The sequence below is a fragment of the Pseudoalteromonas sp. Of7M-16 genome (assembly GCF_022347805.1).
Taxonomy (GTDB): Bacteria; Pseudomonadota; Gammaproteobacteria; order Enterobacterales; family Alteromonadaceae; genus Pseudoalteromonas; species Pseudoalteromonas luteoviolacea_F.
The window spans coordinates 45,971-61,295 of the sequence record NZ_JAKRFY010000023.1; the positions used below are offsets into that span (position 1 = coordinate 45,971).

General features: G+C 42.4%; 14 protein-coding genes. 1 reads left to right on the forward strand and 13 read right to left on the reverse strand.

Annotated elements, in window-relative coordinates:
* Nucleotides 1-61: 61 nt before the first annotated feature.
* From MHN81_RS20595 to MHN81_RS20655, 13 genes are all read right to left on the reverse strand, one after another.
* A complete protein-coding gene (locus tag MHN81_RS20595; RefSeq protein ID WP_239426570.1) occupies nucleotides 62-3,448 on the reverse strand; it encodes a hypothetical protein in 3,387 nt (1,128 codons plus the stop codon).
* Nucleotides 3,449-3,595: 147 nt separating this feature from the next.
* Entirely contained in the window at nucleotides 3,596-3,997 is a 402-nt protein-coding gene (locus tag MHN81_RS20600) for a GPW/gp25 family protein (protein ID WP_023399368.1), read from the reverse strand.
* A gap of 13 nt (nucleotides 3,998-4,010) precedes the next feature.
* Nucleotides 4,011-5,597 carry a phage baseplate assembly protein V gene (locus tag MHN81_RS20605; RefSeq protein WP_239426571.1) on the reverse strand — a complete coding sequence of 529 codons (1,587 nt, stop codon included), beginning with the start codon at nucleotides 5,595-5,597 and terminating at the stop codon, nucleotides 4,011-4,013.
* 1 nt (nucleotide 5,598) lies between these two features.
* Nucleotides 5,599-6,336, reverse strand: coding sequence for a hypothetical protein (locus MHN81_RS20610; protein WP_023399366.1), 738 nt, complete (start codon nucleotides 6,334-6,336; stop codon nucleotides 5,599-5,601).
* Between the two features lie 2 nt (nucleotides 6,337-6,338).
* The gene (locus tag MHN81_RS20615) at nucleotides 6,339-6,584 is read right to left on the reverse strand and encodes a hypothetical protein (protein WP_239426572.1); all 246 of its coding nucleotides are present in this window, start codon (nucleotides 6,582-6,584) and stop codon (nucleotides 6,339-6,341) included.
* Nucleotides 6,585-6,596: 12 nt separating this feature from the next.
* Nucleotides 6,597-7,058, reverse strand: a complete 462-nt coding sequence (locus MHN81_RS20620) for a phage tail protein (protein WP_023399364.1) — start codon at nucleotides 7,056-7,058, stop codon at nucleotides 6,597-6,599.
* A gap of 48 nt (nucleotides 7,059-7,106) precedes the next feature.
* The gene (locus MHN81_RS20625; protein WP_023399363.1) at nucleotides 7,107-7,553 is read right to left on the reverse strand and encodes a phage tail protein; all 447 of its coding nucleotides are present in this window, start codon (nucleotides 7,551-7,553) and stop codon (nucleotides 7,107-7,109) included.
* Between the two features lie 127 nt (nucleotides 7,554-7,680).
* The gene (locus MHN81_RS20630) at nucleotides 7,681-9,420 is read right to left on the reverse strand and encodes a phage tail sheath C-terminal domain-containing protein (RefSeq protein WP_239426573.1); all 1,740 of its coding nucleotides are present in this window, start codon (nucleotides 9,418-9,420) and stop codon (nucleotides 7,681-7,683) included.
* A 405-nt stretch (nucleotides 9,421-9,825) separates the two neighbouring features.
* Nucleotides 9,826-11,463 (reverse strand): serine protease, encoded by a 1,638-nt coding sequence (locus MHN81_RS20635; RefSeq protein ID WP_239426574.1) that lies wholly within the window; start codon nucleotides 11,461-11,463, stop codon nucleotides 9,826-9,828.
* 13 nt (nucleotides 11,464-11,476) lie between these two features.
* Nucleotides 11,477-12,316 carry a hypothetical protein gene (locus MHN81_RS20640; protein ID WP_239426575.1) on the reverse strand — a complete coding sequence of 280 codons (840 nt, stop codon included), beginning with the start codon at nucleotides 12,314-12,316 and terminating at the stop codon, nucleotides 11,477-11,479.
* Nucleotides 12,317-12,322: 6 nt separating this feature from the next.
* On the reverse strand, nucleotides 12,323-13,288 hold the full coding sequence (locus MHN81_RS20645) for a hypothetical protein (RefSeq protein ID WP_239426576.1): 966 nt from the start codon (nucleotides 13,286-13,288) through the stop codon (nucleotides 12,323-12,325).
* Nucleotides 13,281-14,246, reverse strand: a complete 966-nt coding sequence (locus MHN81_RS20650; protein ID WP_239426577.1) for a hypothetical protein — start codon at nucleotides 14,244-14,246, stop codon at nucleotides 13,281-13,283. Before MHN81_RS20650 ends, MHN81_RS20645 begins: the two co-directional genes overlap by 8 nt.
* Nucleotides 14,247-14,337: 91 nt before the next feature.
* Nucleotides 14,338-14,748 (reverse strand): hypothetical protein, encoded by a 411-nt coding sequence (locus tag MHN81_RS20655; protein ID WP_239426578.1) that lies wholly within the window; start codon nucleotides 14,746-14,748, stop codon nucleotides 14,338-14,340.
* A 322-nt stretch (nucleotides 14,749-15,070) separates the two neighbouring features.
* On the opposite strand from MHN81_RS20655, the gene MHN81_RS20660 reads away from it, so the two are divergent.
* On the forward strand, nucleotides 15,071-15,262 hold the full coding sequence (locus MHN81_RS20660; RefSeq protein ID WP_023399356.1) for a hypothetical protein: 192 nt from the start codon (nucleotides 15,071-15,073) through the stop codon (nucleotides 15,260-15,262).
* The last annotated feature ends 63 nt before the right edge of the window (nucleotides 15,263-15,325 follow it).

Sequence of the window (15,325 nt, forward strand, 5' to 3'; positions counted from 1 at the left end):
GCCAAAATATTTAAACTGTGAACGGTTTTCTTAATTCAGCGTCAAGTGAAAGTAAATTGGGTCACTGCACAACAAAGTTATGTTGAATTTTCCATTTACCGATCCCTTCAAACACATCCCCATCAACGTTGGTCAAAGAGATTTTGTGGTTGCGAGTAGGGACCAGTATTTCGCGACAGCCATCGGATGGGTTGCAATTCTTTGAACAACAACCTTCTGGGCAGCCATCCTCTGAACAACAATCTTCTGGGCAGCAATCCTTCGAGCAACAACCTTCTGGGCAACAATCATCAGAACAATTACCATCCGGGCAGCAATCCTCAGAGCAACAACCTTCTGGGCAACAAGTTTTTGGCGAGATCTGTGCGTATTCTTTGGTTTGTTCACCTAGGCGTTTACCACGGATAACTTGCACCATATTGACCGCTTGGTGAGCTTCCAAAGCTTGTGCCACATCAGTTAAGAAGATTGTTTTTGAGAGCTCTGAGTCTGGTTTGTTCCAGGGAGTTAACGTTTCGACAATCAGCTCATTGAGTTCAACGACAGTGGTCTGAATATCGAATCTAGGATCAATCTGAATAATGATTTCCAGCTGCACTTCCACATATTTGGGGTCTTCTATACGGACGTTAAGGCCGGGAACAGAGCGGGCTTCAACTTCTTCCTGTATTTTACGCATCAAATAACGCGGCACTTTAGGTTGTAAAATATCCGTGTCGTGGTTCAGCGGGATCACCGTGATATTGACACCATCTTTTGTTTGATATGCCGTTACTGAGTGTAACTCTGGAAATGCCTGAAGAATGAAGTGTTCATAATCCCACGCAGTAAGTAGCCTGTCTCTGTGCCTCAATCGTTCGCTGACTCTACGATACAAACGGGTATCGTCCTCTTTAACTTTGGCACCGAAGCTATCAAATGGCTGAACAACCGACGTAATTGACGGATCCGTCACCAACAACTTACCAATACTGCCCGCTTCGAGAGGTTTTAAATAATGAGATTGCGCATGCTCCGTGGAGTTAAGTGTGATTTGTACAGCCTGCGAGTACACCCCTTTTAGTTTTGAGTAGATAGGTTGCTTGTAATCTCCCGCCAGCGTTTCTGAATCGATTACAGCCCTTATCCACACTTTCCCATCTTGGTTAAACTGGTCCGTCAAATCAAACTCAGGAAGTGAAAAAATGATGATCCCTGAATCAAGTAAATCATAAGTATTGTCTTGTAAGATCCTGCCTTCTTGATCACTGCCTTGTGAGTCATCACGGCTAAAATGATGCCATCTCCCCTGATTGTAGTATTCCCATTTAAATTGCGGTGGTTCGCTAAAATTGTAACCATCCACCGCTTCCAATTGGAACAAAACACTGCACTGCCCTGGCGTTGGCAGTTCGCCAAGCGCAATGTATAGATACCCAAGTTCGTCAATTTCTGGCAGTAAATGAAGGCTATTTTGGGTTTCTAAAATCTGCAACTGACGACCAATTGGCGAAATATGCTCTATCCAAATAGCATTGCCTATCGCATCTCTTTGAGCCCGAGAAATACTTTGTGTCCGGTAATGCAGTTTCACAGAGTCTAATAATGGCGTGTATGGCTCAAGAACCTGCGTCGGAATAAAGTCGCCATCATTGGGATCCCAATTAGCTAACTTCATGCTATTTTGAAATGCATAATACTCAGACACTTTTGTGTATTGTGGGTGACCAAAATCCTGATTAGATAGCTCTAATGTGTACCACTTAGGCCACTGCTTTGCTTGAGTTAAGTTAAAAGGTAAAGATAGATAATCAGCTCCACCGTTATCATCATCATAGGTAAAAACTAGGCGGTTGGTGGCAACGTTATTAACCAGCTCTGGTAGTTCTTCGCTCTGCTGCACGGCAACAAGTGGCAACAATTCTAACCCCGCATCTTCATCTGATAATTGCCATGCAGGATCATTGTAAAAAAGATCTGATACCTTTTTCGTTTGCTCACTGCTATAAGCTACATCAGACTGCGAGATCAGCACTTGGTTTTTCGGCCAAGGAAGAGTATCGCTGCTATCTGCGACATTAACTGGCGATTTTGTGACAACTTTTTTGTAAAGCAGGTAGGTCTGGTAGTGAGTATCAAAATCTTCTGGTCTGCCTACCCAATTAAACTCAACACTCGCTCTCGTAACCCGTTTGCACAGTAGCTCAGGGTGTGTAAACTCAAACTTTTCAGCCAGTTGAGGAGTAAAACCAAACGGCTCAAAGGGCTTTGAAGTATCCAAAAAACCAATTCCATTATTGGCAATTAGACCATCTGCACCTAATACCGTAGCAGCCAGCTGAATTTCCTGTATCTCGCTGCGTGTTAACTGGGCAAGTGTTTCGTCTCTTTTTTGCAAATCAAGCGCGTACAGAGCATCATATTTGGATTGCTTCAACACAAATGCAATGTAAGGCAATACTTTGTCGCGACCAATAAACACATCTTTTACAGGCGCAATTGGCGCAAACAGTTCATCAACAAGAATAACCAGCTCATTATTGTTACTCAAAGACACTTGCTGCGTGTCTAGCTGAATAGGTCCGTCTTCGGTGCTCACCAGAATATCAAAACTTTCAAGCCACAAGCTTAAGTCTATTGGTGTTTCGCCAAACTCATCAGTGGAAAAGCGCAGTGCTATTACCCGCTTGCCACTACTCAAAAATAGATCTTGAGAGGCAATCTTAAAGCCGATCTCCACAGGGGGCTGCAGGTGTGCTTGCTCTATATCACCAAAAGTCATTGCGCTACTTTCAAGTTCTACCCCTTGTACCGTATCCAACAAAACATTTCGGCCGATTTTTATACCTGAGTCATCGTTTGCTTTGTTTACCGTGATGACATTGTCAACCACGGCACGGTTAATCGCGCTTGGTTCAGAGAGTTGGTAAACTAAGTCTTGTCCGTGCTCGTCCTTTCCACCATCAAATTGTGTACCTGGTTGCAGGGTCAAGGAGTCAACTTCGTTGAGTTCGATTAATACGTGCGCCGAGTCAGGTGTCGCATCTAACAGGTCGAAACCTAAAACATCACGATAGTAGTGATCTAAGTGGCGCTGCACAAAACCATTAAATTGCTGCTGAGTATGCTGCAATAAATCCACAAACGTGAGCAATAAAGCCAAATCAGGTCTGCTTGCTAAACCCTTAATTAGTGCATCACCACTGCCTGACACGATTAGCTTTGCTAATGCCGCAAATTTATCAGGCTCTGGGATCACTTTGTACCAAGTCTGAACAGGCTGCCAAGTTGCTTGACCAATAAATTGAGTATGCTGTGCAACCGTCGACAAGTAACTTAGCCACTGTTCTATAGTACGCGGCTCTATGTTAAAAAATTCACTAGAAAGCTCTGGGATCTGTCGTGCGGTTTGACTTAACCCCTTTATTTCTTTTGAATCAAGTGATTGACTACGAGACTTAAAAGTCATGAGAGTACCTTATTAATGTTATATATGAGCACATCTATGCGCTACTTGGCCTGATTGACCGTTGCTAAAAGTAAGCGGCGTGGTTCTGCTTGATACTTGGCTAGTAAAGAAGAAAAGGACGTGTTCAATAAAAGTTTAAAAACGGGTTTAAACTGACTGCTCTGCAAGGTAGAAAGGAAACACCATGTTGCTTCGGCTATTGGTTTTGCGGATCATATAAGTCAGCTCTATTAACAGAGCACCTTCGTAAACGTCTGACATATCGAATGAAATATCTTCTAAGATAATTCTTGGTTCATAGTTTAACAACACCGCAGATATCTCTTGCTTCAGCGTCACCAACGCAGATTCACTGGCATCTTCAAAAACGAAGTTAGACAAGCCTGAACCTAACTCACTCCAATAAGGTCGCTCCCCCTTCAGCGTGTTTAATGCTACAGTGATCGCTTGTTTTACTAATTCTTCGTCTTTAGCCATGTCTGGCCCTGCATCAGGGCTTGTGAACTTCGGGGGAAAACTCCATCCCCGACCAAGAAATGAATTGTCCATACAAAACTCCTCGTTATCCTATTTCCATCTTATCCGTCGCAACCACCACTTTTGCACTTTCTATGGTAATGCTCTTATCCATTTTAATTTGGCTGTCATCAGGGGTTTTTATAACCACATCTGTTTTTGCCGTCATACCTGCTTTATCTTTTTGCGATAAGGCATAACCTGAGCTGTCACCCAGTGAAATTGAGTGCTCTTTGCTGCCCTCTAAAATGATATGCGGATCTTTGAAAGTGAACTTAATTGCGGTTGCTTGCTCTTTAAACAACAACCCCCGAACATCGTATTCTTTTTTGTACCCGCCTAGCGGAGGTGGCGCGACTGGATTGTGACATGCACCGACAATAACTGGGTGCCTAGCGTCTCCACCGATAAAATCGACAAGTACTTCGGTATCAGGGTTTGGCGGCAAGAATAAACCTTCTTCTTTGCCTACATAGGTGGTCAATAACCTTGCCCAAATCGGCTCCGTCGTTAACGTGTTCAGTGTGATAGGTATTCGATGCAGTTTCTCTTTATCTGCTTTAAAAGGTGCAACTGTGCCAACTAACATCGGGGTAGGTGCCAACTCAGCCCATTTAGACCAGCCGCTTTTGGTCAAAGATAAGCCCAATGTAAATTCACAAAACCAACCTTGGTTATTCAAATGATGATGAATTTCTGTCACCATGTAGTCGGCTTTGTTGTTTTCACCAGCTCCAGATACCTTGATTGCATCTAACAACTTCAAACTGTGTAAAGCGGTTGCAACGGACATATCTACTTGAATACGGCCTTGGCTGGTATCTAACAAACGATAAACTTGCTCAGCTTTGGCTTTTGCTGCAAGCTCTAACTTATCAATAGGCATCTGAGATTTAATAACAACATCCGCCGCAGCCCCTTCTTTTTTCTCTCCCGAATCATAATTCTCTACTAACAAAGCTTGGGTTTTTATATCCCAGGCACTGTGATCAACCTTTTGCGCGTAAGAACTATTATCTAGGCATAATTCAAACTCCGTACACCCGTCCATTGCGACATTAAACTCAGTGGCAGCAGGTTTATGTTTTGTGAGATCAACGATTTGGATCCCTTCCTCTTCGTAGAGTGCAAAACCGTTGGTCAAAATCCGGTTCATGATCACTTCCCATGGTTTTTTCTCAACCATAAGATATTGATAGTGTTTTATTTTACTGTCAGCTACGGTTTTTTTTCCTGCACAGGGTTTGAGCAAGTCAGTGATGATATCTGTATCGGTCGAATCCGGTTTGTAGAGCTTACTGATTTTAGATTGAATTAGTTTATTGGCTTCTCCTTTTGCAAATACTTCAACATACGGATCGCAGCAATAGCCAATTTTTCCACCGGTTATCACACCTACAAATAAAGTAATTTGCGGGTCTTCACCAAACCCTGCTTTCACCTCAATAGACTTGCCTGGCTGAAAATCTTTATTGAGATCCAGCGTATAGGCCTCTTCGGCCATATCACCGTCTTCAAACACAATCGATAGCTCAGAGATCTGATTGAGCCCTCGGTGGGTGCTAATCTCTCGCACACCGACCTCTAGTTTCTTCTCGCTGCCACCCACTAAGATCGTATATCGAATATCCATTTTAGCGCTCCAAAGGCGGATATATAACGTATTCTCCGACCGATGCACTACGAATCGAAGGTAGCCTATTTACACTAGCAACTTGATGTACATAGTTTGCTTTACCATAAATGGAGGCCACTTCTGATACTAAGCTGTCTCCATCTTTAAACTGCAGCTCGTGGGTAAGATCTGGTGAGCTTTTGCCTGTTCTAAGCTTAATTTCTTTATTAGATAAACACTCTGAGATATTACATTCCACTTGGGCTTTAACTCGGTTACCTTTGGCATTAACTAGTTCACTGATCACGTTAATATCGTTGAACATGCCGTGGAAACCGCCATCTGCGCCATGATTAAGAACCATGTTCAACGGCATAATAGTGACAAACGCGGGTAAGTGTGTCTCTCCTTGAACGGCAAGACCATACTGTAGCATTTGCTGAATACTGTCCTCGGTTGTGGTCTCTCCACTGATACCCATTGCAAGCTGCGCAGGCGTTTCGATAATCGTGTCATCTAGCAAAAACTTAATCGTTAAAATTGACGTAGGAGATTTTTGGTAGCGGGCTGAGCCACTTTCAGAGCCAATCGCTTTTGACTCTATCAGGTAATTTTGATGAGTCACGTTGAGTGACTTGGGATCATAAGGTAAGGTTAATTCTCCCAATTTATTGCCATTACCTCGTTCGATTTTTTTATAAAATGTCACTTTGCAAAGTGGTAAACCACTTGCGTTAATACCGTCCGCTTTGTTCATAATCAGGGCCTTTTTTCTTTTCCTTGCCGCGCAAATCTAAATTCAATATGTCGTTTTATGTCCGACTCTAACTGACACAATAAGTCTTGTAGTTCAAATCGACTCACTGTATTACTAAAGTGCTCTGCTTGGGGCGCCTGCTGTTGCGCATCATTGGACATACCGCCTGAACTTGGCTCTGCTGGTTGGGAGGGGCGATCAGCACGGATCCGTGCTTTAACCCGCACTTGATTGCACTTAATTTCCATCTTTGAGGCTCCTTACACTGGCAAGCCAGGAATAGGCACTGCCACCAAATCACGATAACTAAAACTGAGAGACTCAATAAGTACATCATTTCGGCTCGCATCAATCCCCTCCCACTCCCAGCTTTCTAAAAATGCGTTTTGCACAAGCCAAGCTTGTGATGGTAAGTAGTTATCATCTAAGGTGGTGATCAAAATGTGGTTTTTAACTAAGTAAGTATTCCATGCATCGCCAAAAACTAGGTTTTGTAGCATCAAAAGGCTACCACCTTGAAACACGCCTCGTTTTAGAGTTAATGTTTTTGCTTGTTTTTGGTTGGCGATACTGACTCGATTATTGGTATATTCAATCGTGCGGTTCATCTTAAGACCGCTGACTTCTTTAAACAAAATATCAATGGGATTTGGCACACCGGCGGCCATGATACCAACCAAAAATCGATACCCAACCATAGGTGTTCTAGGATCTTGAAACATATTAGCCACCTAAGCGGGCACTTTCGTGCCCTAAAAGAAAATTAAAAATTAATGGAATTCGATCTTGATGTCGTCTGCCATCATTTCTAGTGCTTCAACACTGGCTTCATTCGAACCGCCATTGATGCTAGGTGCTGTAAGTTTCTTAGGAAATGCATTGATCACTTTCCAAGTAACAATAGGCTGAGATCTGTCTTCGTTAGTCAATGAGATCGTGATGTCCTTTTTATCCACTAGATTTAAGCTGATAGAAGAAATCCAATCGTAGAATTGGCTCTTCTGCTTAACTAGACCACGCTTCAATGTAATGTTGACATCCGTTGGTTGCCCAGGCATGTGTTTTTTTCCATAACCATCCTTGTAAGTGATAGTTTCAACACCAATGTCTAGACCAGACACCTCTGAAAACGGGATGCTTTCTTCGCCGAAGCTGACAACAAATCGATAGACGGGAATTGGATATTCTGCTGCGATATCTGCTTTAGTAGTAGCCATGTAATAACTCCAAAAAATTCGGTATTTACAGCCAAGCTGTAGTGATAATTGTGGTCTATCTGACGCTCTAAAAAGGCGTCAAATAGACATGTTTGATTAGCTAATTGCCCAAAAAAGGCGTTGATTATTAACCTTCTAGGCTCTTGTGAGAGAAAGTTAGAACAATGAATTCAGCTGGGCGAACTGCCGCAAGGCCAATTTCAATATTCATTAAGCCATTATTGATGTCGTCCTCAGTCATGGTTTGACCTAGGCCCACATTGACAAAGAATGCTTGCTCTGGCGTTTCGCCAAAGAATGCACCTGAACGCCAAAGGTTTTCTAGGTAACTTTCAATCATGGTTTTGAGTTTTAACCATGTGAACGGTGTATTTGGTTCGAATACCGCAAAGTGCGTTGCTTTTTGTACTGACTCTTCAACCATGTTGAATAAACGGCGAACAGAAACATAGCGCCACTCGTTGTCATTACCAGCAAGCGTACGCGCGCCCCACACCAAAGTGCCTTTGCCAACAAATGTACGGATAGCATTAATAGACTTACCGGACGTTGCATCTACGTTGAGGTTTTCTTGTTCTGTATTGTCGATAGCCAGTTTTGGCATTAATACTTGCGCAAGCGCCGCATTAGCTGGTGCTTTCCATACACCACGATCTTTGTCAGTTTTAGCCATCACACCAGCGATAGCAGGTGAAGGAGGAAGGTCCAGGTAGTTTTTACCAAGTTCAGCTTTTACTTGGTTGTATACATCTGCTGATGAGAACGGATAAGCAGGGTCGCCAATTGCAGCGAGCTGTAAAGTAGGTAAAGTGACATCTAAAAGCTCGCACACGTCATTGATCACGACGCTACCGCCTTGCTCTTTGTCTTTGATTTCACCTTCAACAAGTACAACTTCTTTACCATCAGTTAGACGGTAATATGCAGCGCCGTCACCAGCTTCAATAAATACAGTTTCCGCAGTTAGGTATTGCTTGCCAGAAGGATCGTACACTGCATCATCAGCATTATTACTCTGTGCATTATTTGGAGATAAATAATCTTTGGCAATATCTTCCCAGGTACCATCGGCTTTCAAAGAAACCAATGTATGAGTCGCTTCATCCTTTGGCCAAAGTACTTGCGCCATCAATGGTGATTTAACAACAACTTGCTTGGCATCATAAGTACGTGCCATTGTTGTTGTTAAATACGGGTAGTACGCAGCACCATATTTTAGACCCAGCGTTGCGCCAGCTCTTAGCGCTTTTGCATCATCAGAAATTGGGTCAATGCTCATAGAGTCTGCTTGCATTTGAACGTCAACCAATGCAAAACGATCCATTCTCTTTTCAGCATGAACAAGTGCTTTGTTTTGTACTTCGTAGTGCTTAACTGTGCTCAGGCCAATGGCTTCTGGACAAGAGATTAAGGTTACTTCGTCAACTTTATTCAACAGTGCAATTGCAGCGGTAAATTTATCTGCTTGCGCACTTTGAAGTTCACTGTTTGTAATAAGCGTTGAACTCGCTTGACCAATACTGACCACATAACATGCGCCACCACCATTGGCAAAGAAATGACTTACCGCTTGGTGTAAAAAGAAGAACGCGTCCGCTAAATTTGCGCCGTCTGAGGTGACGTTAAAGCCACCAGAAGCTTTTGGTGCAACTGCGAAACTTTCTTGGTATGCACCACCAAAAACAGCTTCAAACTCCACCATGCTAGTAATGCGCACAGGGGAATTCATATAAGCAACGTTACCTTCATCATCTAGCTTAGTTGTATAACCAATAAATGCAGGGATAGCGGTTGCCACTTCTGCAACTGATGGTGGCAGTGTTGACTTCTCTTGTACATAGACGTCTGGGGTTTTATATTGAGGCATAATATTTCCTTACGTTGATAATTACATTCTAATTAGCCGGTTCGGCAAGAATTTGGGAAAAAGAGGCGCAAAGCTGCTCGGTCATCACAGTTCAGGTGGCAAATCAATGGGAACAAACCCACCCTTTTCTCTGCGCCTCGAAAACAAAGAGCGTTTCCACGGCTCCGCCACATCAGTCCCAACCGATGTGTGTTATTAATTAATTTGTATTGCTATGACGCCATGGGTAGGAAGCTGTGAAAATTAATCTGATCTTTTTTTAAATAGCTGTTTTTTAAGTACTTAAAATAATAAAGATGAGGGGTAATCATATAGAGCAAAAGTGTGTACATTTGCCAAAAACAGTTTAAAGGCTACTCGCTACCAGTTAATCAGGTGACAAACATAAGCGAGAATTAGAACGTGTTACAGTGGGTAGAAACGGTTAGAAAAGCCTGTTAAGTGTACACTCGCAAGTAAGGTGTATGCGTAGACGAGGGATTGGCATAATTGGACTTCATTACTGGACAAGTTAACACGTTGGCAATTTAACCCGGCATGAGTCGATAATTGCTGCATATATTCGGCATCAAACCGATTATTAATTGCCTGTGTTTGCAGCCAACTTTCTCTGTTTGTCGCAACCGATACATAGTTAACTTCGAAGCGCTCAACCAGCGGCTCATTAAAGTTTGCAAAAAGGGCATTGGCAACAAATCGTTTGCCGCCATACTTAGTCAAAAGCCGAAAATCAACATACTCTTCAAATTCACCTTCGTCATTAAGCTCCTGCCAATGCTGCGTTAATTTTTCGTCAAAAAAAGCCGTTGGTGACTGAATCAAAGCATTCTGACTTTTATCGCTAAGTGTTCGTGCATGGTACTGCAACTCGTAATAGCACAGCCTGCACATGCTGGTGCTCTTCGCTAACAAATACCCTTGCTCATCAACATACAGTCGGGCACCAGCTGGAACAACAATATTGATGCCATAGTAGGCATCGCTGTAAATATCGAACTTTGTCGCTTCGAAATCAATGCTAAATTCACCAAATATTGCTTTGAACAAGTGATTAATACTGTGCAGTTCGCTAGGCGTTGCAGTACTTGAAATAAGCTCAGACATACTGCGCGTTTTAATTTTATAAAATTCGAAATTTTGATACTGAACTACACTTGGCTCAGCCACTAAATTGCTGCCAAAGTCCCACTCATCAGAAGCTGCATAGGCAGGTGCAAATAGCCAAGCTATTACGTCAAATGACTTGAACACAATACGCCGTTTCGGCGGACTATTGAGCGTTGCTTTTGTTTGCACTTTATCTAAGGTGAATAGCTTTGAAGTCTTATGCAACCCCGCTGGCAATGTGCTCTGCTTGGAATTTACCAAGGCAGTCAAATTTGTTGCCGGGATAACCCAACTCACGTTGGCAGCCCCATTTTCCAAACCCCCATTCCCTATACCCACCAATTTACCTTGGTTATCAAATACCGGCGCACCAGAAAAGCCAGGGAGTAAACTACCATCCAAATAATATATTGGAAATTCAATATCTGGAATATTCGTTTTCTTTAGTGTTTCTACAGCATAAGGTGGCAGAAACTGTTTTAAAGTTTCGGGTTTTGCGTACCCTTTTAGCAGCTCTCTCGTACTCATTGCTAAAGCGCCATGATGGAAGCCCAGTGCAGTTACGTGCTCACGATACTTTGGCTTAGTTTGTTTGAAATAGGTCACAGGTAACCACCCTTTTGGTGGCTTCGTTACTTCCAACAGCACTAAATCCGCCTCAGGCAACACTCGCAATACCTTCGCTAAGCGTTTCTTTTTTCCAAATTCGATAATGATCCGACTTTTGGCATGTGCGTCTAATACATGTAACGAAGTAACAACCCACTGGGGTTTTTGCCACAAGAATCCCGAGGCTACATTCATTTCATTGTGGGGCTTTTTGACAACCACTCTTACGGTACTCAAGCTAAGCTGTTCAGGATTGATATTAGCCAGTGTCTGAATCGAAACCAGTATGCATATCAACAGCTTTAGTCTACATATTAACTTTCCCATCACCGTTCCATTGTCAGACAGGACAAAGCATATCATGGACTAAACTAATTCCACGTAGCTTGCTGTTTTCTGTTAATGTTTGCTCTTCAAAGCGCTTGTAAATATGTGTCCAAGGAGCCCCGAACACGCTCTTTACCTGCGTAAAATTCTGCAAATCTGTTAGCTGTGACTTGCCAATACATGGCATTTTCTCTTGTTGATGAGCACATACAGAATCGCGGATCACCAGTAACATTTTCTTTTGCTCAGAACCCTCAAACTCAGAAACAATAGCTTCACTCAAGGTCGCCCACACTCCGCCTGTTAACTCGAAGTTATTAACGATTTCGTCAAGCTCTAAACTGCCATCCGTGTAGGACAATTCATCACACCCATTCACGACGATACTAGAACTAAACAGCAAACTGCTATGTTGATTTGATATATTTACCGCCTGATCAGAAAAACGAAATTCAGATTTAATCGGCATTTCATCATCGACATAGGCGTTATCTAATTGCATTCCAAACTCTTTCAAAGTCAGTAGTTGCAACGCCTGTTGTTCAGTATACCCCGCAGCTACATACTGGGCTTTCAGTTCAACTAAAGATGGCGCTAACAGGTTATGCGAGCGCACATAAATGCCCAAATATGCACCGATTACACATGCGATGCCGAATGCGCCTATTCGTGCTGCTTTTGCATCGTTAAAGTGACGATCGTTTAGCCCCAAAATTGCCGCTAAAATGGTGGTCAAGGCACCAAGTAAAATAGTCACGGTTGGCGTCACGCTGGTCCCCATGACGACACCGAACAGTAACCCAATACCCGCTCCACCAAACACTGCTACTTTTAGATCTACTTGGTTTTCCAAAGCTAATTACCTTATTAATAAATTGGGCGTTTTATATTTCCTTTTGCGCCTTTTCGTTTTTTTACTGCCAAATTTATACTCGTATTGGGCTGATACCGTATGGGTATAGCGGTTTTTACTCAACCATAACTTTTCATATTTAACAGCAACTAGGGAACTGGAAGTAAGCCGATATTCTACTTCTGACATCAACACATATTGCCTACTGCTGCCCCAATAGCTTTGTTTATTATAGTTTGGAAAGACAGAAAAACGGCCACCAATATAGCCTGTCAGCTGTTCTGAAAAATGATGGCCATACTCGGCCAGCAGCGAGTGATATACCTGACTAGTATCAACAAGAGAAGTACTGCCAAAATTTAGTTTTCGATAGCTCATGACATAATCAAAATCTAGATGAGCAAGGTGAAAATACTGAACATGGCTCAGCAAGAGGGCTCCACCAAACTCCTTATCTGTTACATGGTTTTCTCGATGCTGATACCTTTCAGAACCCAAATATAGATCTATACCGCCAGAAAACCCATGAGGCAGCGCATACTCATAAAAAAGCTCAAACCTAGATTTGTATCTATGGTAATCCACAGAATCGGAAAAATTTGCCGCGCCTTTACGATTTATTCGACCCTTCAATGCCGTTTGATCTAAAGTTAACTCTCCATAGATTGAGGAATTTGCAAACAGCTTGCCACCGACAGAAAAACGACCTTCTAAGGTATTTGAGTCGCCTTCGAATGTATCACTGATCACCGCATCATTTACTGGCTGTTTCGACAACGAAAGAGATTGATTGAAAACGGCAACATTGCTGAAATAATTGATTTTTTTATACCAAGGTTGGCTGCTAGTTGGTTTCTTCTTTAAAGCAAATAGCGGTTGAGCTTCAGCATCTACACTGAAAATTAGCGCCGCCAAGCTTAGCGAGAGAAAATACACGTTTCTTAGCCGTGATAACAGATTCTTTTTAGCCATTTGCACCGGTCGCCCCCGTTAACGAGGCCGCCGCATTGGCTGCCTGAATTTGCATCTGTAGCTCGGTACTTTGTTTTTGCAGCGACTCAAAATCAATTGCGTTTATTTGCGCTTCAAAAAGTGACTCTTCAACCGTTGCAGGCACGCCCTTAACTAAGCCACTTTGCGCAAGCTTAACGGCACTTGCCATTACTGACGTTTTAAGATCAGACAAAGTATCTTGGACTTGGTGATTATCGGGCTCAGATACAAATTGGCTGATAGCCGAGGACAAAGGGGTCAATAAAGTGATGTTTTCTGCAATCGACGCATTTACAAGACTTAAGGTCGTCATTGTTTGATCTGAAGACTCATTTACCTTTTCAACCTGTGACAAAGTACTGTCCAAAAGGTTGATATCATCCTCGCTCAAGTTCAGCGCGGTCAAAACTAACCGACTTGCTTGAAGTGAGGCCGAATCAACCCCATTTTGGTTAACCCCATCTTGTAATTGATTCACGAGCTGGTCATAAACTAAAGTTGTCAATGCGTTTACTTGCAGTGAGTTACGCTCGGTGTTGGACGATGACAAATGGCTGAGTCTCAACCCAGTCAGTTCTGACGCAGGAACAACTTCTTGGTAATTGGCGATTAAGTTTCCATTACGATCAAAACACTCTGCGGCATCGCAGACCATAGTAGTATTATCTAGTACATCTATTTTGATATGAAATAAGCTATTTTCATGAACACTGAATTGACTTTCAAACTGCGCAAGCTCATTGCTTTGCCCTTGCCAAACAGTTAAGTGATTAATATCACTAACGGTAATTGAAGCATTTGCGAGAGGTCCTTTCAAAAGACTGCCATTGAGCAAAAGCTCATTGCTCCCTCTAATAAGCCCTTCTTTATAGCAACCAAACTGCGCCACAACCACAATAGCTAGGCTAAAATAAGTACTGAGTTTTACATAAGTCATTGGATATCCTTTCGTAGCCTGCAAGCGATAGCGCCCATTTTTGTATATAAAATGAAAATTAAATGCGACAAAAAATAACCACGCAATAATTTTATTTAGAAATAACAACAGGTTGTGTTGGTTCAAATTTAACCGTAAGCTCAGTGGGGGGGCCTGGATCTGGTACTCCTTGTGGATTGAGTGCTGGTATCACACTTAATGCACACACAATGTCTCCTTTGAGCACAATTGGCGCCCCTCCTTTGAACGTTACTTCAGATAAAACAATGTCATTGATAGCGCTGAACGTCACTGTGCCGCCTGCCGCATATGCACCGTTAATGTAAGGTGACATATTGACCTTTTTCGTCAGAAACTTTTCGATATCGTCTTGCACAGCTATCTCACCATGACAAATCATTCCCTGAGATGCGACTTCTAGTGGTCCTGCTGTTGGCACAACCAATACACCTTTGTCTAGCAGCAAGTTGAAGACCGTACTTTCGTTAAGAATTTTAATCATTGCTTTTACCCGCACCATCAATAAATAGTTAAACATCTAGCAACCCGAATTTACTCAGACTTTTAAAACAAATACTGTGCTGGATTTACGTTTTATACATGGTGCTATTTAAATTAAGGACTATTACTCTTACAACGCGTGAGCCAAACATGTGTGAACAATAATTACCTTTTAGTTTGCTTCCCAACGCGAGTCGCCGGATTGGCGCGTTAATAAAATGAATAATAGTTCGATAGAATGCAATTTTGCATACAATATACTGTTGACAATATTCACATCTATGGCTAGTTTATAGTCTCTAGGAACATAAAAGGAAATTAAAATGAAATTAAAACTAAACAAGTCAAAAATTAAAAATCTTTCTAATAATCAATCTCTTGATTTAAATGCAACACCAGCTATTGCTGGTGGCAGACCCGGCCGTGAGACTGAATACGATAGAGGTTGTCCGTTCTTTACCCATAGAGAAGCAAAGACCTGCGGTATGGGTTGGACCTGCGGCGGTGTAAATTAGTACTTTTAGGTTTACCAAAGCGTCGTAAGGCGCTTTTTTGCTTACTTAAAACAATTAAACCCT

What these genes read in the sequence shown, in the direction of transcription:
- MHN81_RS20610 (WP_023399366.1), bottom strand. Translation starts at nt 6,336, where the DNA reads ATGAACAAAGCGGACGGTATTAACGCAAGTGGTTTACCACTTTGCAAA.
- MHN81_RS20630 (WP_239426573.1), bottom strand. Translation starts at nt 9,420, where the DNA reads ATGCCTCAATATAAAACCCCAGACGTCTATGTACAAGAGAAGTCAACA.
- MHN81_RS20650 (WP_239426577.1), bottom strand. Translation starts at nt 14,246, where the DNA reads ATGACTTATGTAAAACTCAGTACTTATTTTAGCCTAGCTATTGTGGTT.
- MHN81_RS20645 (WP_239426576.1), bottom strand. Translation starts at nt 13,288, where the DNA reads ATGGCTAAAAAGAATCTGTTATCACGGCTAAGAAACGTGTATTTTCTC.
- MHN81_RS20635 (WP_239426574.1), bottom strand. Translation starts at nt 11,463, where the DNA reads ATGGGAAAGTTAATATGTAGACTAAAGCTGTTGATATGCATACTGGTT.
- MHN81_RS20625 (WP_023399363.1), bottom strand. Translation starts at nt 7,553, where the DNA reads ATGGCTACTACTAAAGCAGATATCGCAGCAGAATATCCAATTCCCGTC.
- MHN81_RS20655 (WP_239426578.1), bottom strand. Translation starts at nt 14,748, where the DNA reads ATGATTAAAATTCTTAACGAAAGTACGGTCTTCAACTTGCTGCTAGAC.
- MHN81_RS20600 (WP_023399368.1), bottom strand. Translation starts at nt 3,997, where the DNA reads ATGGACAATTCATTTCTTGGTCGGGGATGGAGTTTTCCCCCGAAGTTC.
- MHN81_RS20595 (WP_239426570.1), bottom strand. Translation starts at nt 3,448, where the DNA reads ATGACTTTTAAGTCTCGTAGTCAATCACTTGATTCAAAAGAAATAAAG.
- MHN81_RS20605 (WP_239426571.1), bottom strand. Translation starts at nt 5,597, where the DNA reads ATGGATATTCGATATACGATCTTAGTGGGTGGCAGCGAGAAGAAACTA.
- MHN81_RS20620 (WP_023399364.1), bottom strand. Translation starts at nt 7,058, where the DNA reads ATGTTTCAAGATCCTAGAACACCTATGGTTGGGTATCGATTTTTGGTT.
- MHN81_RS20615 (WP_239426572.1), bottom strand. Translation starts at nt 6,584, where the DNA reads ATGGAAATTAAGTGCAATCAAGTGCGGGTTAAAGCACGGATCCGTGCT.
- MHN81_RS20660 (WP_023399356.1), top strand. Translation starts at nt 15,071, where the DNA reads ATGAAATTAAAACTAAACAAGTCAAAAATTAAAAATCTTTCTAATAAT.